19 protein-coding genes are annotated in these 18,815 nt (G+C 64.5%); 11 read left to right on the plus strand and 8 right to left on the minus strand.

Going from position 1 to position 18,815, the window contains the following annotated elements:
* Positions 1-43 precede the first annotated feature (43 nt).
* The 6 genes from der (at position 44) to proC (ending at position 4,730) form a co-directional block, all read left to right on the plus strand.
* On the plus strand, positions 44-1,411 hold the full coding sequence (gene der, locus TX72_RS03200; RefSeq protein ID WP_011127524.1) for a ribosome biogenesis GTPase Der: 1,368 nt from the start codon (positions 44-46) through the stop codon (positions 1,409-1,411).
* 3 nt (positions 1,412-1,414) lie between these two features.
* Positions 1,415-2,293, plus strand: a complete 879-nt coding sequence (locus tag TX72_RS03205; protein WP_011127525.1) for a CbiQ family ECF transporter T component — start codon at positions 1,415-1,417, stop codon at positions 2,291-2,293.
* A gap of 14 nt (positions 2,294-2,307) precedes the next feature.
* Positions 2,308-2,574, plus strand: a complete 267-nt coding sequence (locus TX72_RS03210) for a PipX family protein (RefSeq protein WP_011127526.1) — start codon at positions 2,308-2,310, stop codon at positions 2,572-2,574.
* Between the two features lie 10 nt (positions 2,575-2,584).
* Entirely contained in the window at positions 2,585-3,247 is a 663-nt protein-coding gene (locus TX72_RS03215) for a YggS family pyridoxal phosphate-dependent enzyme (protein ID WP_011127527.1), read from the plus strand.
* A 92-nt stretch (positions 3,248-3,339) separates the two neighbouring features.
* Complete coding sequence (locus tag TX72_RS03220) at positions 3,340-3,906, plus strand: cell division protein SepF (protein WP_011127528.1); 567 nt, start codon at positions 3,340-3,342, stop codon at positions 3,904-3,906.
* Positions 3,907-3,953: 47 nt separating this feature from the next.
* Positions 3,954-4,730, plus strand: a complete 777-nt coding sequence (gene proC, locus TX72_RS03225) for a pyrroline-5-carboxylate reductase (protein ID WP_404824906.1) — start codon at positions 3,954-3,956, stop codon at positions 4,728-4,730.
* Position 4,731: 1 nt separating this feature from the next.
* Here the strand turns inward: proC and TX72_RS03230 are convergent, their stop codons facing one another.
* From TX72_RS03230 to hpf, 5 genes are read right to left on the minus strand one after another with little or no spacing between them, the layout of a single operon-like run.
* Positions 4,732-5,901 (minus strand): glycosyltransferase family 4 protein, encoded by a 1,170-nt coding sequence (locus tag TX72_RS03230; protein ID WP_011127530.1) that lies wholly within the window; start codon positions 5,899-5,901, stop codon positions 4,732-4,734.
* 32 nt (positions 5,902-5,933) lie between these two features.
* Complete coding sequence (locus TX72_RS03235) at positions 5,934-7,289, minus strand: MFS transporter (protein ID WP_042503089.1); 1,356 nt, start codon at positions 7,287-7,289, stop codon at positions 5,934-5,936.
* Positions 7,286-8,092, minus strand: a complete 807-nt coding sequence (gene recO, locus TX72_RS03240; protein ID WP_011127532.1) for a DNA repair protein RecO — start codon at positions 8,090-8,092, stop codon at positions 7,286-7,288. Before recO ends, TX72_RS03235 begins: the two co-directional genes overlap by 4 nt.
* Positions 8,093-8,770, minus strand: coding sequence for a deoxyribose-phosphate aldolase (locus TX72_RS03245; protein WP_011127533.1), 678 nt, complete (start codon positions 8,768-8,770; stop codon positions 8,093-8,095).
* 14 nt (positions 8,771-8,784) lie between these two features.
* Entirely contained in the window at positions 8,785-9,372 is a 588-nt protein-coding gene (gene hpf, locus TX72_RS03250) for a ribosome hibernation-promoting factor, HPF/YfiA family (protein ID WP_011127534.1), read from the minus strand.
* Between the two features lie 11 nt (positions 9,373-9,383).
* Between hpf and lipB the strand changes: the two genes are divergently transcribed.
* The 5 genes from lipB (at position 9,384) to queA (ending at position 15,026) form a co-directional block, all read left to right on the plus strand.
* The gene (gene lipB, locus TX72_RS03255; RefSeq protein ID WP_011127535.1) at positions 9,384-10,079 is read left to right on the plus strand and encodes a lipoyl(octanoyl) transferase LipB; all 696 of its coding nucleotides are present in this window, start codon (positions 9,384-9,386) and stop codon (positions 10,077-10,079) included.
* A gap of 30 nt (positions 10,080-10,109) precedes the next feature.
* On the plus strand, positions 10,110-12,023 hold the full coding sequence (locus TX72_RS03260) for an AMP-binding protein (RefSeq protein WP_011127536.1): 1,914 nt from the start codon (positions 10,110-10,112) through the stop codon (positions 12,021-12,023).
* 72 nt (positions 12,024-12,095) lie between these two features.
* Positions 12,096-12,539, plus strand: coding sequence for a YlqD family protein (locus TX72_RS03265; RefSeq protein ID WP_011127537.1), 444 nt, complete (start codon positions 12,096-12,098; stop codon positions 12,537-12,539).
* Positions 12,540-12,594: 55 nt separating this feature from the next.
* Positions 12,595-13,920 carry a dihydrolipoamide acetyltransferase family protein gene (locus TX72_RS03270; protein ID WP_011127538.1) on the plus strand — a complete coding sequence of 442 codons (1,326 nt, stop codon included), beginning with the start codon at positions 12,595-12,597 and terminating at the stop codon, positions 13,918-13,920.
* Between the two features lie 5 nt (positions 13,921-13,925).
* Complete coding sequence (gene queA / locus TX72_RS03275) at positions 13,926-15,026, plus strand: tRNA preQ1(34) S-adenosylmethionine ribosyltransferase-isomerase QueA (protein ID WP_011127539.1); 1,101 nt, start codon at positions 13,926-13,928, stop codon at positions 15,024-15,026.
* 59 nt (positions 15,027-15,085) lie between these two features.
* Here the strand turns inward: queA and cysK are convergent, their stop codons facing one another.
* From cysK to TX72_RS03290, 3 genes are all read right to left on the minus strand, one after another.
* The gene (gene cysK, locus TX72_RS03280; RefSeq protein ID WP_011127540.1) at positions 15,086-16,072 is read right to left on the minus strand and encodes a cysteine synthase A; all 987 of its coding nucleotides are present in this window, start codon (positions 16,070-16,072) and stop codon (positions 15,086-15,088) included.
* Between the two features lie 102 nt (positions 16,073-16,174).
* Positions 16,175-17,626, minus strand: a complete 1,452-nt coding sequence (locus TX72_RS03285; RefSeq protein WP_011127541.1) for a PLP-dependent transferase — start codon at positions 17,624-17,626, stop codon at positions 16,175-16,177.
* Positions 17,623-18,765: a trans-sulfuration enzyme family protein gene (locus tag TX72_RS03290; RefSeq protein WP_011127542.1), complete on the minus strand. Its 1,143-nt coding sequence runs from the start codon at positions 18,763-18,765 to the stop codon at positions 17,623-17,625. Before TX72_RS03290 ends, TX72_RS03285 begins: the two co-directional genes overlap by 4 nt.
* Positions 18,766-18,815 lie beyond the last annotated feature (50 nt).

An 18,815-nucleotide genomic window follows, 5' to 3' on the forward strand; every position in this document is an offset into this window, starting at 1 on the left:
TCAACGGGTCTGTAGGGTCAAGGATTGATCGGAGTTCCGCCCCTTGGCGCGTCCCGTCGTCGCGATCATCGGACGCCCCAACGTCGGCAAGTCGACTCTGGTGAATCGTCTCTGCCGCAGTCGCGAAGCGATTGTGCATGACGAGCCTGGCGTCACCCGCGACCGCACCTACCAGGACGGTTACTGGGGCGATCGTGAGTTCAAGGTGGTCGACACCGGTGGCCTGGTGTTCGACGACGACAGTGAATTTCTGCCGGAGATCCGTGAACAGGCGGCTCTGGCCATGGAGGAAGCCAGCGTTGCGGTGGTGATCGTGGATGGCCAGCAGGGCATCACGGCTGCGGATGAATCCATCGCGGAATTTCTGCGCAGTCGACCCTGTCCAACGCTGCTGGCCGTCAACAAATGCGAGTCGCCGGAGCAGGGTCTGGCGATGGCAGCTGAATTCTGGAGCCTTGGACTGGGAGAACCCCATCCGATTTCAGCCATCCATGGAGTGGGCACCGGAGATCTGCTGGATCAGGTGCTCACCTTCTTGCCCCCCAAGGATCAGGAGGGGGATGAGGAGGAGCCGATCCAGATGGCGATCATCGGACGGCCGAATGTGGGTAAATCCAGCCTGCTCAATGCCATCTGTGGCGAGCAGCGGGCGATCGTGAGCCCGATCCGCGGCACCACCCGGGACACCATCGACACCAACATCGTTCGTGAGAACCGCCCCTGGCGGCTGGTGGACACCGCGGGGATCCGCCGCCGTCGGAGTGTCAATTACGGCCCTGAATACTTCGGCATCAACCGCAGTTTCAAAGCGATTGATCGCAGTGACGTCTGCGTGCTGGTGATCGATGCCCTCGATGGCGTCACCGAACAGGATCAGCGGCTGGCGGGGCGGATCGAGGAGGACGGTCGCGCCTGTGTGGTGGTGGTGAACAAGTGGGATGCCGTGGAGAAAGACAGCCACACCATGACGGCCATGGAAAAGGAGCTCCGCGCCAAGCTGTATTTCCTCGACTGGGCACCGATGCTTTTCACCTCGGCCCTCACCGGTCAACGGGTGGACAGCATTTTTGCTCTGGCCGCCCTGGCGGTGGAGCAGCACCGCCGGCGCGTCAGCACCTCCGTGGTGAATGAAGTGCTCAAGGAGGCCCTCAGCTGGCGCAGTCCCCCCACCACCCGTGGCGGCCGTCAGGGGCGTCTGTACTACGGCACTCAGGTGGCCAGCCGCCCCCCCAGCTTCACGCTGTTCGTCAACGACCCGAAGCTCTTCGGTGATACCTATCGCCGCTATGTCGAACGCCAGATCCGGGAGGGGCTGGGATTCGACGGCACCCCAGTGAAGCTCTACTGGCGTGGCAAGCAGCAACGCGATGCTGAACGGGACATGGTGCGTCAGCAGAACCGCCAGAGCTGATCCATGGACTGGCTGCGGCAGATCCCGATGGGGCAGTTCGTCGACGGCCGTGAGGGCTGGTTGCGTCGACTCGATGCCCGCTTGAAGCTGGCCTGGTCTCTGGTGTTTCTGCTTACCCCTGTGCTGGCAGGGCCCTTGTGGCGTGTGGCGCTGGTGCTTGGCCTGCTGCTTCTCACGTTGATCAGTGGCCTTCCCCGAAGGATCTGGTGGCGGTCCCTGCTGGTGCTGACGCTCCTGGCGCTGGCGGTTGGCACCTTGTCGATGCTGTTGCCGGCCGCTGATCCGGCCGCAACGCTGGCCTTGCGTTCCCCTCAGGAGTTGCCGGATGCCCTGCCCCAGGGACCGTCCTGGGTGGTGTTTGAGCTGGGACCGCTCTCGGTGGACCGGGCCTCGCTGCTGTTGGGATTGCGCACCTCCACGCTGATCTTCACGGTGATCCACAGCGTCAATCTGGTGCTAATCAGCACTCCACCTGAAGACCTGGTGTGGGCCCTGAGTTGGTGGCTGGCACCGCTCAACCGTCTTGGGCTGCCGATGGAACGGCTGGGGTTTCAGTTGTTGCTGGCCCTGCGCTTTCTTCCCCTGGTGCAGGAGGAACTGCAGAACCTGTTGCGATCCCTGGCCAGTCGTGCTGTGAACCTGCGCCGTCTGGGGTTCAAGGCATCCTTCGGGCTGGTGCTAGCGGTGGGGGAACGGCTTCTGGCCAACATCCTTCTGCGGGCGGAACAAGGGGCCGATGCCCTGGTGGCTCGCGGCGGCTTGGTCTCCGGTCCAGCTGGCTTCCGGATACCGGATGAGCGGCCGGCGCCCCTGGTCAATGGACTGGCACTGTTGAGCCTGTTGGCCGTGCTGGGTCTGAGGACTCGGTACGGTGCTTTGTGATGGAGGCTGCATCCATGGCTGCCGAGCGTTACCTCAACCACCCCACATTCGGAATGTTGTATCGGGTGGCACCGGCCGGTGAGGGTCGGGACATCTACGCCACGTTGTATGCCCAGCGCATGTTTTTCCTGGTGACCTTGCAGCCCCGTGGAGCCCAGTTCGAGGTGATTCCCTACGGCGACGCCCGTTATCATGCCGATGTCAATCTGCAGCGCTGCCAGCGCGCCGGCTCTGAGGAACTTGAGAACTGGCGGCAGCTCTTTGATCAAACCTTCATCTGACGGCTGAGCCTTGTCAGGCCCCCTCTCTGATCGCTGGACCGCTCTGCAGGCGGCGCTGCCGGCCACAGCACAGCTGCTGGCCGTCAGCAAGGGGCACCCCGCCGCGGTGATCCGTGAGCTGGCGGGCAGCGGTCAGCGAGCCTTTGGCGAGAGCCGGCTGCAGGAGGCGCTGCCCAAGCAGGAGCAGTTGGCGGACCTGGCCCTGCAATGGCACTTCATCGGACGGCTGCAGAGCAACAAGGTGCGATCGGTGGTGCGTGCCTTTCCGGTGATTCATTCCGTCGATTCCTTGCCTCTGGCGCAGCGGGTATCTCGGATTGCCGGCGAGGAAGAGCAATGGCCGGAGGTGCTGCTGCAGGTGAAGCTGCGGCCTGATACCAACAAAGGAGGCTTCTTGCGGGATGAGCTGCTCTCGGCCTGGACAGAGCTGGCTGCGTTGCCATCGATGACGGTCATCGGACTGATGACCATGGCTCCGATGGGCTGCGACGCAGATGATCGACGCGCCTTGTTTCAGGAGTGCCGGGAGCTGGCCGATCAGCTGGAGTTGAGGGAGTGCTCGATGGGCATGAGCGGCGATTGGCAAGATGCGGCTGCGGCGGGCAGCACCTGGCTGCGTCTGGGGTCCGTGCTCTTTGGCCCCCGGCCGTCAGCACCGCCTCAGGCTGGATGACTTGCTGAGAGCCCTGTGAAACGTTATTCAAGGACAAGGTCGTCCCGACGCGCGGACTACCCCTTACGTCTCAGCCCCAGAGGAGTTTCAAGGTGTCGCTGATTTCCCGCCTGCGTGCCGTCGTCGCTGGTGACGACTATCTCGATGGCGATCTTGATGATCTGGTTTATGACGATGATCAACCCGAACAGGATCAGCGGGCCAGCCAGGCCGACGGCGGGGCTTTAGCCACCATCGGCGATGGCAATCCCTTCGACCTGGGGGACAACTTCTCAGGGTCCAATGTGATTGGCATGCCAGGCATCAGCACTGCCGCTGCTGAAGTGAATCTGATGGAGCCCCGCAGCTTCGATGAAATGCCCCGGGCGATTCAGGCCCTGCGTGAGCGCAAGACCGTCATCCTTAACCTGACGATGATGGAACCGGATCAGGCCCAGCGGGCGGTGGATTTCGTGGCCGGTGGCACCTTCGCCATCGACGGTCACCAGGAGCGGGTGGGTGAAAGCATCTTCTTGTTCGCCCCCAGCTGCGTCACCGTGACCAACACCAGTCACGACGAAGCCTCCACCCCCACGGTGGTGAGCCGTGATGCGGAAGCTGAGCAGCAGCAGGAAGCAGCTGCGGCTCCGTCTCCCGCCTGGGGCGCTACTGCCCTTTGAGTTCGAGTCTTGTGGTTCCTTCCCTCGGTGTGATAGGCCTGGGCCGAATGGCCCAGGCGTTGGTGGAACCACTGCTGAGCAGCAAGGCGTTCTCGGCTGAGCAGGTGTTGGCGGTTGTGGGCACTGTCGCCACTGCACAGCGTCTGCGACAAGGGGCCTTCGCGGGCGTTTCGATCCAGTCCTCCCGCAGCGCTGAAGCTGCGCGGGTCTGGACGGCGCCCATCCAATTGTTGGCAGTTAAGCAGCAGCAGATCGATGGGATCGCCGCAGCGGCCCCCGTCGCCGAAAACCAGCCTCTGCTGGTGTCCGTTTTGGCCGGCGTCAGCCTGGACCGCTTGCAGCGCCTGTTCCCCGGCCATCGTGTAGTGCGTGCGGTCCCGAACACCCCGGCGCTGGTGGGAGAAGGACTCACGGCTCTGGCCTGGGGAGAGGCGATCAGCTCTGAGCAGCGCCTCAAGGTTCGTGAGATGTTTGCCGGCGTCAGCGAGGTGCTGGAGCTGCCTGAAGACAAGCTCGATGCCTTTCTTGCCCTCACCTCCTCCGGCCCGGCGTTTGTGGCTCTGATGGCTGAAGCGATGGCAGATGGTGCGGTTGCGGCTGGCCTGCCGCGGGATCTGTCCCATCGTCTGGCCCATCGCACCCTGGCTGGAACCGCCGCGTTGCTGGATCAGCGTCAGTTGCACCCCGCCACCTTGAAAGACATGGTGACGTCCCCCGGTGGCACCACCATCGCAGGTGTGCGCGCCCTGGAACGGGCGGGAGCCCGCTCCGCCTTGATGGAGGCCGTCATCGCCGCCGCCGAGCGCAGCCGCGAGCTCGCCTGAGTCAGGCCGCCCTCTGGTCGGAGCGGACCAGGGACCCATAGAGCGCTTCGATCGCATCGATGTTGAGGCTGATCGTGTAACGCTCCAGGGCACGCTGGCGGGCCCGTTTCCCCAGCTCCGCGGTGAGCACCGGCTGATCCCGCAGCACCGGCAACAGGGTGCGCAGTTGGGTGGTGACCCCCTGGGTGCTCAGAACAATGCCCGCGCCCCCCTCCAGCGCCTCGCCGTCGGCGCCAGCATCGGTGGCAACGCAGGCGGTGCCGCTGGCCATTGCCTCTAGCAACGCCAGGGACAATCCCTCCACGAGGCTGGGCAGCACAAAGACCTCCGCGCACTGCAGAAGCGCCACGCGGGTTTCCAGATCGGGTTCATAGCCCCACCACAGCACCTCTCCATTGCCAAACTGGTTCATCAGTCCGCTGCAGAGGGGGCCATCGCCGACGATCACCAGTCGGCATCCGACCGGTGAGGTGAGCCGCCAGGCCCGCAACAGCGCTTCGACATTTTTCTCGGTGGCCAGCCGTCCCATGTAGAGGAAAATCCGCTGCGAACCCAGCTGCTCCCGCACCCGTTTGAGGGTCAGATTGCTGGTGCTCGGGGTAGCTGGGGCCCAGCATTCCGTGTCCACTCCATTAGGGATCACCACCAGGCGCTGCTCCGGCACACCAAGGCGCACCAGCACGTCGGCTTGGAGCTGGGAGAACACGATCACCCGGTCGTAGCGGGCCAGGGCGGGGGCATAGAGCTGATAGGTGAGCTGCTGGGTTCCGGCGGTGATGTTGCGCAGTCCCGCATCAAAGGGGGGATGGAAGGTGGCCACCAGGGGCACCCCAAGTTGCTGACAGAGGTCCGGCAGGCGGAAATCAAGGGGGGAGAGGGTGAGGCTGGCGTGAACGATGTCCGGCTTCAGCCGCTCCAGGGAGTCCCGCAGCTCCCGCTGTGCCCCTGGCGAGGGGATCGTGTACACCTGCGATTTGACCAGATACGGCAGGCTGACGTCCGGATCATTGGCCAGCAGTGACGTTCCGCCGCTTTCGGGATTGCGGGGATTGTCGAAATGAATGAAGTGGGTCTGATGCCCCCGCTGACGCAGCGCCTCGGTGGTGCTGAGGCCGTAGGAGACGTTCCCGCAGAACGGTGTCTTCTTCCCCAGCCAGGCGATCTGCACCAAGCGCGACTGCCCTCCTCAGGCGAACTGGCAAGTTAGCAGCGCTTCCAGGGGCGTTCGAGCACCGCCGCCAGAAGGGCCATCGCCGCCAACAGCAGCAGGACCGGTTCCAGCCCGACGCTGCTCACAAGGGTGCCGGCCAGCACGAGCGGCAGGCTTAGGGCGATGTTGATCAGGTTGTTCTGCAGTCCGAACACCCTGCCCCGCTCCCGCTCCGGTGTGTCCTCCTGCAGGGTGGTCTGGGCCGGGATCGCTACCAGTGCCGCCCCGACGCCAAGGATGGTGCAGAGCAAGAGGGTGATCAGCAGTCGACCCTGCAACTGCCCCAGCATCACCAGGGCGAAGGTGATGGTGGCCAGGCCGGTGGCACCGAGGTGATGACGGCTGATCCGGTGACCGACCTGGGCGGTCACCACGGCTCCGATGGCCATGCCCAGGCCGCTCATGGCCAGCAGGCTGCCGAATCCGGTGGGGCCAAGACTGTAGATCGAGCCGGCCAGGCTGATGGCCAGCACGTACATGGCGGCCAGCAGGCTGTAGAGCAACACCAGATTGCGCATCGCCCGGCGCACCGTGGGTCGCTTCACCAACACCTGCAGTCCCTCGCGGACTTCTTCAAGGATGCCGACATCCCCCGTTTCCCTTGGGGCTTCATGCATCTGGATCGTGCTGAGACTCACCGCGGCTAGGCCATAGCAGAACGGCAGCAGCAGGAACTCACCGCCGGCGAGGCCAAGTTGGAGGAAGGCGCCGTTGAGCAACCGCAGAATCGGCTCCCCCAGAGCGAACCCCACGATCGTGGCGGCCATGCTGGTGGCTTGATAGAGGGAATTGGCCGCGAGCAGGAGCTCCCGAGGCACCAGGAGTGGAATCGCAGCCTGCTCAGCCGGCGCGAAGAACTGGGTCAGCACCGATTCGAAAAAGGTCATCACCAGCAGAGCCCAGTACCCCCAGCTCAAACCGAGAAACAACGGGCCCGGCACTAAGCAGAACGGTGCGAACAGCACCAGCAGGGCGCGCATGGCATTGGAGGCCACCATCACCCGACGCTTCGGCCAGCGATCGGCCCAGACGCCGGCCAGCATCCCCAGCAGGATGGCGGGGACCGTGTTGGCCACGTAGATGCCTGTGGCCAGAAGCGTGATGCGTTCCGCCCGCGTCTCGATGTCCATGCGGATGGCTGACGCCACGTCCGCCAGGGGACCGCTGCTGGCGGGGTCGCTGCTCACCCAGTACTGGGCGATCAAGAACACCATCAACACGATATAGAACTTGTCCGCCAGCTGGGAGAAGATCTGCCCCAGCCACAGCCGCCGGAACCCATCCAGACGGATCACCGCCTGCAGACCTCGCCGGCTGGTGTCTGGAGTGCTGGCTGCGGATCCGCTCAACTGTTCGCTGCGTCGGCGCCATGTTGGCTTACCTGCTTCGCAGTGACGCATTCCCGCAGCATCGCCAGGGCAGGGTTCCCCCGCTGCAGATGCGTTCGGATCCAGATTTCGACCACGGCCAGCAACCGCAACCACACCGGGCGTGGCCCCATCAGCTCCCCGTCGCGGCGGCGCGGCAGATCGGCACGGGTCAGCCGTTGCAGCAGGGCCAGCTCCGAGGGATTGAGGGTCATCGCCGCTCCGGGCTGTCGATCAATGGCGAAGCCGTCCATCGGCAGGAGGCTGCAGCGCCACTCCCACGTCCCGATGGGAGGCTCCAGTGGAGCACCGCTGAGACAACAACTCTGCAGCGGCAGGCTGTATCCCCCCAGGGTCAATAGATGGATGGCCCCCTGCACGCTGCTGGCCAGCAGCTCATCCAGGCAGTCGCTGCGTTGGTCCAGCCGTTCCAGATGCAGTTGAAGTGTGGCCAGCAATCCCTCCACCGGATCCTCCCGTCCTATCTGCAGGCAGAGATCACAGAAGGCCTGAGCGGCGGACAAGGTCTCCAGCTGGCGGCCCAGTCCGGCATGGCTGTGGAGCACCCGCAGCTGGCGCACGCGGGCCAGACCACTGCGGCCGCCCACCTGCAGTTCCAGCAGGGTCAGGGGTGCCGCTGCCGCCAGGCTGCTCTTCGGCCGACGAGCACCAGGGACCGCCAGGCGGGTCACCCCCTCCGCATCGCTGAGCAGGCTGAGCAGCCGATCGTGCTCGCCGAGTGGCCCAACCTTCAATGCTAAGCCCACCAGGGTGCGTTCGGCCATTCAGGCGATCGGTCGCCGGAGTGCCTGCAGCAATTCGGGGGCGCTGCTGGTGCCGACCAGGGCTGCCCCGGCCTCAAGCAGATCCATGGCCAGCTTGGGGTGGTGGATTCCGCCGGCGGCCTTGATGGCGCAACGGCCGCGGCACAACCCTGACAGGGCGGCCACCTGCTCGGCCTGGCAGGGAGGTCCAAAGCCATTGCCGCTCTGTACCCCTGCGGCGTCGGCATCGATGGAGGCTTCCACGGCGATCGCCAGGAGATCCTCCGGCAACCGAGCCATGTCCAGCACCACCCGCACCGGCAGCCCCAGACCGGTAATGGCGGCTAGATCCTCGGCAAAGCCGCTGCTGTCTCCCTCCACCAAGGCACTGAAATCCGGAACCACGTCCAGTTCGTCAGCGCCATGGGCTGCCGCCCATGTCGCCTCAGCCAGCCGCAGTTCAGCGGGGAGGGCTCCAAAGGGAAAGCCGATGGCGGCGATCAGCTTCGGCCCTCCCTGGCCCCCCAGCCGTTCCCGCAGCAAGGGCAGCTGGCGCAGGCTGGTGCAAATTGCCCGCACCCTCTCCTGTCGACCGGCATCGCAGCGTTCGTTCAGTTGCTCCACGGTGAGCAGGGGATCCAGCACCGCCTGGTCCAGACAGGAGGGCAGGTCGGATTGATCCTGCTGTGGGTCAGCCATGGATACCGTCGACGTCAGCCTCGAGCCTGGATCACGCCGTAGCCGCCATGGTTCCGGCGGTAGATCACCTGGAGTTGATCGCTGTCCTTGTCGCGAAACAGGTAGAAGTCGTGATCGATCAGATCCAGTTGTCGCCGGGCCTCCTCGAGGCTCATCGGCGGCATGGCGAAATACTTGCGGCGAACACCGGGGTCGGGAAGCTCGGCCTCACGGCCCTGCAGCAGGGAGCCATCCACCTGGCTGTCATCGGTGACGGCTTCCGTGGCGGGGGTGGTGCTGGCGCTGTGACCGTGGCTGTGGTGGTGATCGCTGTGTCGCTCCTTCCAGCGCCGCAGCTGACGCGCCAACTTGCTGGCCGCCAGGTCGATGCTGGCGTACAGGTTCTCGCTGCGTTCCTGGGCCCGGATCACGGTGCCATTGGCGAACACCGTGACCTCAGCGGTCTGTTGCGGAACCCTGGGGTTGCGGGCGACGGAAAGGTGCACGTCCGCCTCGCGGACGGCATTGCCGAAATGGTGAGTGGCCCGCTCGAGTTTGGTCTGGGTGTAGTCCCTCAGGGCCGGCGTGATCTCAAGGTTGCGACCATGGATCAGCAACTTCATGCCTCGCTCCTGTGCCGGTTGATATCGGCAAACTAGTTACGCCTGTCGATTCGGCACACCCCGGCTCCGCAATTCTTGTTGAGCCAGCTGACGCCGTGCCGTTCGAGCGGTCCTGGGCCGATCAACGCCACTGGCAGCAGCGTCTGCTGGAGCAGCCGCACCTGCCGGAGGCGGTCTGGTTGCTGCAACACAAGGCCTGTTACACCCTGGGTCGCGGTGCCAGCAGCGAGCATCTGCATTTCCCGCTGGACCAGCCACCGGCGCCGGTTCACCGGATCGATCGCGGTGGTGAGGTGACCCACCACCTGCCCGGTCAGCTGGTGGCCTACCCCGTATTGGATCTGCGCCGGCGTCAGCCTGATCTGCACTGGTATCTGCGCGAGTTGGAGCAGGTGCTGATCGATGTCCTGGCGCAGCTCGACCTGCGGGGAGAGCGCTTGCCGGGGCTGACGGGTCTCTGGCTGGACAACCGCAAGGTGGCGGCCATTGGTGTGGGCTGTCGCCGCTGGATCACCCAGCACGGTCTGGCCCTCAATATCGACTGCGAACTGGCTGGCTTTGATCAGGTCACACCCTGTGGCCTCAGCGGTCGAGCAGTGGGGCGCTTGGTGGATTGGATTCCTGGATTGCGCCTCGCGGAGGTGCAGCCGCTGCTGCGGGATGCCTTGGCTGCCCGCTTCCACCTGGCCTGGTGCGATGAAGCGTGATAGGCCTGTGCCAACAGATCAACGTGTTGGATGACCGCCAGCTGGATGCCCACGGCCCGTGAACAGCAGGCCCTGCAGCGCCATGGCCACATTCAGGAGCTGGAGCGGGTTGATGCGGTCTGGCCTTGGCTGGCGGAACGACATGGCACCATCACCGCCGTCGATGCCCCCCATGCGGCCCATGCGGAGCGTTTCAGCTTCGCCGAACTGGCCCAGCGGATTGCCACGGCGGCGGCTGCCTTTCAGCGCCAGGGAGTGCAGGAAGGAGATGTGGTGGCCCTGTTTGCAGAAAACAGCCCCCGCTGGCTGGTGGCGGATCAGGGCCTGATGCGTTGCGGGGCCGCCGATGCGGTGCGTGGCGCCTCGGCTCCGGTTGAGGAACTTCGCTACATCCTTGACGACTGCAACGCCACTGCCCTGGTGGTGCAGAACGCCGATCTCTGGCGTCGCCTGGACCTGACGGCGTCCCAGCGCCAAGGTCTGCGATTGGTGCTGCAGTTGGAGGGGGAACCGGAGCAGGGCGTGCTCGGTTGGGAGGCATTTCTCGCCTCCGGGGCCGGGCAGCAGTCCGTGACACCAACCAGCGCTCGCACGGCCATCGCCACTGTTCTGTACACCTCTGGCACCACAGGCCAGCCCAAGGGCGTTCCCCTCACGCACGCCAACCTGCTGCATCAAATGCAGTCCCTGGCCTGTGTGGCTCATCCCCAGCCGGGTGCACCGGTGTTGAGCGTGCTGCCGATCTGGCATGCCTACGAGCGCAGTGCCAGCTACTACTTCCTCTCCTGCGCCTGCACGCAGACTTACACGAATATCAAACAGCTGAAGAAGGACCTGCCTCGGGTGCGACCGATTGCCATGGCCACCGTGCCGCGGTTGTGGGAGTCGGTGCAGGCGGGGTTCGAGGATGTGGTGAAAACCTTCCCGCCGTCCCGTCAGCGGCTGCTGCGGGCTGCCCTGGCCAACAGCGCGGCTCATCGCAAAGCTGTGCGAACGGCTCGAAATCTGCTGCTCCAACCGGTGGCTCTGCCCGGCCGCATGACAGCTGCAGCTGTTGCCGCCCTGCGCTGGCCCCTGCATGCCCTGGCGTCAGCCTTGATCTGGCCAAAACTGCGGCTGCAGCTCAGTGGTGGCCGGCTGGCCTATCCGATCAGCGGCGGTGGTGCCATTGCACCCCACATCGATGCGTTCTTCGAGGCGGTGGGCATCGAGCTGCTGGTGGGGTACGGCCTTACCGAGACCAGTCCGGTGGTGAGCTGCCGCAGGCCATGGCGCAACATCCGCGGCAGTTCCGGTCTGCCAATGCCGGACACGGAGTTCCGCATCGTCGATCAAGAATCCGGGGCCTCACTTGGTTTCCGGGAACGGGGCAGGGTGCTGGTGCGCGGCCCTCAGGTGATGGGGGGCTATCTGGGCAAACCGGAGGCGAGTGCCAAGGTGCTCAGCGCCGACGGCTGGTTCGACACCGGTGATCTGGGCATGCTTCTGCCCGATGGTTCGGTGGCGCTCACCGGTCGGGCCAAGGACACCATTGTGTTGAGCAGTGGCGAGAACATCGAACCGGGTCCCCTGGAGGAAGCCCTTGTGGCCAGTCCGCTGATCGAGCAGGTGATGCTGGTGGGTCAGGACGAACGTCAGCTCGGGGCGCTGCTCGTTCCGCGAGTGGAGCCGATCCGGGCCTGGGCCAGCGAGCAGGGCCTGTCCGTGGGGGAGGACCTCGGCGGGCGACCTGGTGATTCAGTACTGCTGAACCTGCTGATGCGGGAGTGCAACCTCGTGCTGCGGCTGCGGCCTGGAGCCCGTGGTGATGAGCGCCTGTGCGGTGTTGGCCTGGTGGAGCCGTTCAGCATCGAGAACGGTCTCCTGACCCAGACCCTGAAACAACGGCGTGATCGCATCAGCCGGCGTGATGCTGCTGTGATCGAGCGGATCTATGGCCGTTGAACCACGTTCGGTTCCCCGGTGATTGACCCAGGAGCAGAGCACTGAGACGCTGTCGACATCTTCTTCAGCCCAATGTCTGACGGCACCATCCTCACCATCAAGCGTCCGATCACGGTGCGTGCTGTGGTGACGCCCACCTGGAAGGAAGAGGCTGAACGCGAGATCAGTAACGGCATTGCCAACGCTGATCAGCAGCTGGCACAGCTGGAGCAGGAAGGGCAGACCGTGGTGGACCAGGTGCGTCGTCAGAGCGCTAATCCCCTCGATCCTCGCGTGCAGGAGCAGGTGGCCAACATCCAGCAGCAGGTAGCTGGCAAGCGTTCGGAGCTGGAGGAGCAGAAGCGCAACCTGCTGCAGCAGCAGGCCCAGGTGCGTGAACTGGAGATGGATCAGATCGTTGAACAGGGCCAGCTGGAGAGCAGCTGCGAGATCAAGGTCGGCGACAACCTGGTCGAGAAGATGCAGGTGGCCATCGTCGTGCGCGACGGCGTGATCCAGTCGATCGAAGAGGCCTGAACCCGCGTGTCAGTTGACTCGTAAACTCCCCTGATCTGCCCTCTCGGAGACGGTTTTGGCGACCCACGACATCTTCATGCCTGCCCTCAGCTCCACCATGACTGAGGGCAAGATCGTGGAATGGCTGAAGCAACCGGGCGACAAGGTCGGTCGGGGTGAGTCTGTGCTTGTCGTCGAGTCCGACAAGGCCGACATGGACGTTGAGTCCTTCCAGGATGGCTATCTCGCTGCAGTGCTGATGCCGGCCGGCAGTACAGCGCCCGTTGGTGAAACCATCGGCCTGATCGTGGAGACCGAGGCGGAGATCGCTGACGCCCAGGCCAAGGCCACCAGTGCTGCGCCCGCCGCCTCAGCCCCTGCCCCCACACCGGCCCCCGCAGCTGTGCAGGCTCCGGCCCCGACACCAGCTCCGACTCAGGCCCCAGCAGCTCCGGCACCGGTGGCTGCCTCAGCAGCGCCGGTGGCGAACGGACGGGTGGTGGCCAGTCCTCGGGCCAAGAAGTTGGCCTCCCAGATGGGCGTGGACCTCAGCACCGTGCGCGGCAGCGGCCCCCACGGCCGCATTCAGGCTGAGGACGTGGAACAAGCTGGTGGTCAGCCCATCTCTGTGCCCCGGGTTGCTGAGGGCACTGCAGCTGCTGTTGCCGCCAGCGCAGCCCCGTCGGCGGCGGCCCCCAGTGCGCCGGCGGGCAACAGCTTCGGGCGTCCCGGCGACACCGTCGCCTTCAACACCCTCCAGGGTGCGGTGAACCGGAACATGGAGGCCAGCCTCGCTGTGCCGTGTTTCCGTGTCGGATACACCATCACCACCGACAAGCTGGATGCGTTCTCCAAGCTGGTGAAACCCAAGGGCGTCACGATGACGGCGCTGCTGGCCAAGGCCGTTGCCGTCACCCTGGCTCGCCATCCCCAGGTGAATGCCGCCACCACCGCGGCAGGCATGACCTATCCCGCTGAAGTGAACGTGGCCATTGCTGTGGCGATGGAAGACGGCGGCTTGATCACCCCGGTGCTGCGCAATGCCGACCGCACGGATCTCTACGAGATGTCGCGCCAGTGGAAAGATCTGGTGAAGCGGTCCCGCAGCAAGCAGCTTCAGCCTGAGGAATACAGCACCGGAACCTTCACCCTCTCGAACCTGGGAATGTTCGGTGTGGACCGCTTCGATGCGATTCTTCCCCCCGGTACCGGAGCGATCCTGGCGGTGGCAGCCTCCCGCCCCACGGTTGTGGCGGGCAAGGATGGTTCCATCGCCGTGAAACGGCAGATGCAGGTGAACCTCACCGCTGATCACCGGGTGATTTACGGCGCTGATGGTGCGGCATTCCTCAAGGATCTGGCGGAGTTGATCGAACATCGCCCCGAGAGCCTGGCGCTCTGATCGGGGTGCCCGATCCCAGGGACCTGCAGCTGAGTAGCTACGACTATCCGCTGCCGCAGGAGCGAATCGCCCAGGTACCGGCCGAGCCACGCCACAGTGCCCGGATGTTGATGGTGCCCCCGGCGACGCAAGCCCTCGAGGCTGCCAGGCATGGGGTGGTCTGGGATCTGCTGGAGGAGTTGCAACCCGGCGACCTTCTGGTGGTGAACAACACCCGTGTGCTCAAGGCACGGTTGAAGGTGCGTCGCTCCGGTGGTGGGTTGTCGGAGCTGTTGGTGCTCGAGCCCCGCGGTGAGGGGCGTTGGCTCTGCCTGGCGCGACCGGCGAAACGCATGCGGCCCGGCGATGTGCTGACGATTGATGGCACGTCCATCGGCCTAACGGTGTTGGAGGACGACGCAGCCAGTGGTGGGCGTTTGGTTCAGTTCCCGACGGACTGCCGTGATGCGGAGACGATCGAGACGCTGCTGAACCAATGGGGCGAGGTTCCGCTCCCCCCTTACATCGACCGGCATGACCCCGACGATGTCGAGCGTTATCAGACCCGCTACGCCGATCGACCGGGAGCCGTTGCGGCTCCGACGGCGGGGCTGCATTTCAGCGATGAACTGCTGGCAGGCCTCCAGCTCAAAGGAGTCGAGCTGGCCAGGATCACCCTGCATGTGGGCCTGGGCACGTTCCGTCCTGTGGAGACGAACGATCTGACCCGACTGGAGCTCCACAGTGAGTGGGTCGAGGTGAGTGCGGCGGTGGTGGAGGCCATCCAGCGGTGTCGCGGCCGGGTGATTGCCGTGGGTACCACAAGTGTGAGGGCCCTGGAGGGGGCGGCTCAACAGAATGGTGGAGTGCTTCAACCCTTCACCGGGCCCGTCAACCTTGTGATTCAGCCGGGCTATCGCTTTGCGGTGGTGCAGGGCCTGATGACCAACTTCCACCTCCCCAAAAGTTCGCTGTTGTTGTTGGTCAGTGCGCTGATCGGACGGGAAAAGCTGTTGGCGATTTACACCGAAGCTATTGAACGCAACTATCGCTTCTTTTCCTACGGCGATGCGATGTGGATTGCTCCGGAGGCAGTGTTGTCACAGGCGGAGCCTGTGGGGCATTAAAAGCAGCAAAAAGCCCCGTGTTGCCACGGGGCCGTAGAGATTTGCTTTCTTATGACGCCTTAGACGGCAACCGGCTGCTCGATGATGCCGGTGGGCACATCGGCGAACATCACCGACGACAGATAACGCTCGGCCAGGTCGGGCAGCACCACCACGATGGTTTTGCCGGCGTAAGCGTCCTGCTCTGCCAGGCGGATGGCAGCCGCGGCGGCGGCTCCACAGGAGATGCCAACCAAAAGGCCCTCTTCCTGGGCCAGGCGCAGGGCCATGGCGATCGACTCGTCATTGGTCACCTGCTCCACCTTGTCGACCATGGACATGTCCAGGTTCTTGGGGATGAAGCCGGCGCCGATGCCCTGGATCTTGTGGGGGCCGGGCTTGACCGTTTCTCCGTTGATGGTCTGGGTGATCACCGGGCTGTGGCTGGGTTCCACGGCGACGGATTCGATCGCCTTGCCGGCTTCGTTCTTGATGTAGCGGGACACACCGGTGATGGTGCCGCCGGTGCCGACACCGGCCACCAGCACATCGATGGCACCGTCACAGTCGTTCCAGATCTCCGGACCGGTGGTCTTGAAGTGGATTTCGGGGTTGGCGGGATTGTCGAACTGTCCTGGCATGAAGTATTTGCCGGGATCGCTGTCGGCGATCTCCTTGGCCTTGGCGATGGCACCGGGCATGCCCTTGGCGGCCTCGGTGAGGATCAGCTCGGCGCCGAGAACGGCCATCATCCGGCGACGCTCGATCGACATCGACTCGGGCATCGTCAGGATCAGCTTGTAGCCGCGGGCCGCCGCTGTGAAGGCGAGGGCGATGCCGGTGTTGCCGGAGGTGGGCTCGACAATCACCTTGTCTTTGGTGAGCTTGCCGCTCTTCTCAGCGTCCCAGATCATGTTGGCGCCGATCCGGCACTTCACGCTGTAAGCGGGATTGCGACCTTCGACCTTTGCCAGCACGGTGGCTTTGCAGTTCTTGGTGACGCTGTTCAGCTTCACCAGCGGGGTGTTGCCGATGGCGAGGCTGTTGTCGTCGTAAATGCGGGACATGAGGCTGCTGGCAGATAAGAGGGCCCGAAGGAAGTAAACTAGGCATCTGAATCCAAGACCAGCGCTGTTGTTAAGGCCTTTTTCAGAGTCTCCGCTGGTCCCTCAGGATTCCAGCGCCATAGCGAAGCGTTGCCAGAGCTCGTTCGGATCTTCCAGGCCGACGGAGACCCGCAGCAGATGGGCCGGCACACCGCAATCAGCGGCCCAGTCCAGCTCGTCGTAATGGGCCAGCTGCGTATAAGGGCAGGCTAAGGTGAAGTGGGTCCCCAGGCTGGGACCCTTGCTCACCCGTAGGGCATCGAACACCCGTTGCGTCCTGGTGGCGTCGTTCAGCACAAAGGAGAGCAGGCAGCCGTAGCCGGCATTGGGGCGCATCAGCCCCCTGAAGTTGACGCAGTTCTTTGGATGGAGCACCTGGCGCACCGCAGAGTGGTGGTCCAAGTGCTGCGCCAGCTGCAGGCAGTGACGATCGAGTTGTGGGACCCGTTTGTTCACGTCACGACTGGCCTGCTCCAGGGCAATGGCATCACCATCCCCCAGGGGGGCTGGAGTCGTGATGGCCTGCAGCAGTTGCGTGCTCCAGCGGGAGTGGGGGCTCACCAGCAGGCTTCCGGCCATCACATCGCCTCGTCCGGCGAAGCTCTTGGTCAGGGAGGTGAAGATCAGGTCGGCATAGGGCAAGGCATTGAGGTTGATGCCAGTGCCGATGGTGTCGTCGGCGATCACAGGAATCCCCCGAGAGTGAGCCATTTCGCTCACCGCCGGCAGGTCCACGCAGCGCAGCAGCGGATTGCTCGGCAGTTCCACGATCACGGCTGCCGGCTGGTGTTGATCCAGCGCCGCTTCCACCTCGGTAAGGGTCTGTGGTTGCAGCAGCTCCCCGCCGTGGAACACCACCTGCGGTTGCTTCAGCACATCCACATAGGGAAAGCCGAGCTGCAGGGTGGGGCGCTGCGGTCGCAGCTGCTGAATGGCGGTTAACGCGGCATGAAGGCCGGCCATGCCCGCCGGATGAAGGCTGATCCGTTCGGCTTCGATGCCATGGATGGCAGCCAGGCGCTGGCGAATGCTGGTTCTGGCCGCTTCAGCGTCCTCTGCTGATGGCGACTGTTCCACCCCCAGTGCAACGGCTGCCTGCCGGGAGGAGGCGCCGAGGCCGGTGTGCTGCCAGAAGGCTTTGGCATGGGGACTGGCGCTGGCATCGGTGTGCAACGCCACCAAGGGGCCGGAGCTGGTCAGTTGGGTGTGGGCCTGCGGCGCCTTGCGGCGGCAGTGGGCCTCGGCGGCGCGGGCCGCGGCTTCGGTGGCGTAAGGCCAGGCCGTCAGTCCATCCAGGGCCAACTGGCCAGACAGCGTCTGCAGCAGAGGGTGCAACCCGAAGCGCGGGTAAATGGTCTGCAGCGCCTGGCGACAGCTGGGGTCTTGTTCCTCGTAGGCAATCACGTCCTGCCAGCGGGGCAGGGCCATCGACACGGCGTGGGTGGCGTCCGGCAGGGGATGGCCCAGATCCGCTCCCTGCCAGCAGGGTTCGCTCAAGAGGTCGCGGGGACTCACGCCAGCAACTCCAGGGCCTGCTCCAGATCGGCCTGCAGATCGGCGAGGTCTTCACAGCCCACTGAGAAGCGCACCAGGCCATCGTCAATGCCCAGCTTGGCCTTCACCTCGGCAGAGACAGCGGCGTGGGTCATGGTGGCTGGGTGGCAGATCAGGCTTTCGATGCCGCCCAGACTTTCGGCCATGGTGAACCAGCGCAGTTGTTTGCAGAGGGCATAGGTCTGCTCCTGGCAGGCGTTGAAGCTCACCGTCACGATGGCTCCGCCGGCGCGCATCTGACGGGTCGCCACCTGATGCTGAGGGTGATCGCTGCGGTGGGGGTAACGCACCCAGTTCACCTTGGCGTGATCAGCTAACTGATCGGCCAGGGCCGCTGCATTGGCCATCTGCTGCTTGAGTCGCAATGGCAGGGTCTTGATGCCCCGCGTGATCAACCAGCAATCAAAGGGGGAGGGCTGCAGCCCCAGGGCCTTCTGGGAGAACACCATCTTTTGGTGCCACTCGTGATCGTTGGTGCAGACCGCTCCACCGAGGGCATCGGAGTGGCCGTTGATGTATTTGGTGGTGCTGGTGAGCGAGAGGGTGGCGCCCAGATCGAGGGGGCGCTGCACCAGGGCGGTGGCGAAGGTGTTGTCGACCACCACGGGGATACCCAGGGGTTGGGTGATGGCACAGACCGCCTCCAGGTCGATCACCTTGAGCAAAGGGTTGGTGGGGCTCTCCAGCCACACCATTGCCGGCGTCTGAGCTTGGATCTGCTCCAGTGCGGCTGGCTGGGTGAAGTCCACCCAAGCGGTCTTCAACCCGAACTTGGCGAACACCTGCTCGAACAGCCGCACGGTGCAGCCGTAGAGGTTCTCCTCGCAGAGCACCAGATCACCCTGTTTTAGTTGGGAGACCACAGCGGTGATAGCGCTGACGCCGGAGGCGAACACGGTGGCGTGGGCGCAGCCTTCCACCGAAGCCAGAACGCTGTCGAGGATGCGGAAGTTGGGGTTGCCCGAGCGGGTGTAATCAAATCCGCCCGCATTGCCATGGGCAAAGGTGCTGGTGGGGAAGATCGGCGGCATCACGGTGCCGGTGTCCCCGGCAAAGCTCTCGCCGTGGTGGATCACCCGGGTGCTAAGGCCTTCGCTCACTGCCGCGTCATCGATGAGAACAGGCTAAGAAACCGCTATCGGCACGATAT

This window comes from Parasynechococcus marenigrum WH 8102, from assembly GCF_000195975.1.
GTDB lineage: Bacteria > Cyanobacteriota > Cyanobacteriia > PCC-6307 > Cyanobiaceae > Parasynechococcus > Parasynechococcus marisnigri.

What these genes read in the sequence shown, in the direction of transcription:
- TX72_RS03205 (WP_011127525.1), top strand. Translation starts at nt 1,415, where the DNA reads ATGGACTGGCTGCGGCAGATCCCGATGGGGCAGTTCGTCGACGGCCGT.
- TX72_RS03210 (WP_011127526.1), top strand. Translation starts at nt 2,308, where the DNA reads ATGGCTGCCGAGCGTTACCTCAACCACCCCACATTCGGAATGTTGTAT.
- proC (WP_404824906.1), top strand. Translation starts at nt 3,954, where the DNA reads ATGGCCCAGGCGTTGGTGGAACCACTGCTGAGCAGCAAGGCGTTCTCG.
- recO (WP_011127532.1), bottom strand. Translation starts at nt 8,092, where the DNA reads ATGGCCGAACGCACCCTGGTGGGCTTAGCATTGAAGGTTGGGCCACTC.
- TX72_RS03245 (WP_011127533.1), bottom strand. Translation starts at nt 8,770, where the DNA reads ATGGCTGACCCACAGCAGGATCAATCCGACCTGCCCTCCTGTCTGGAC.
- hpf (WP_011127534.1), bottom strand. Translation starts at nt 9,372, where the DNA reads ATGAAGTTGCTGATCCATGGTCGCAACCTTGAGATCACGCCGGCCCTG.
- TX72_RS03260 (WP_011127536.1), top strand. Translation starts at nt 10,110, where the DNA reads ATGACCGCCAGCTGGATGCCCACGGCCCGTGAACAGCAGGCCCTGCAG.
- TX72_RS03265 (WP_011127537.1), top strand. Translation starts at nt 12,096, where the DNA reads ATGTCTGACGGCACCATCCTCACCATCAAGCGTCCGATCACGGTGCGT.
- cysK (WP_011127540.1), bottom strand. Translation starts at nt 16,072, where the DNA reads ATGTCCCGCATTTACGACGACAACAGCCTCGCCATCGGCAACACCCCG.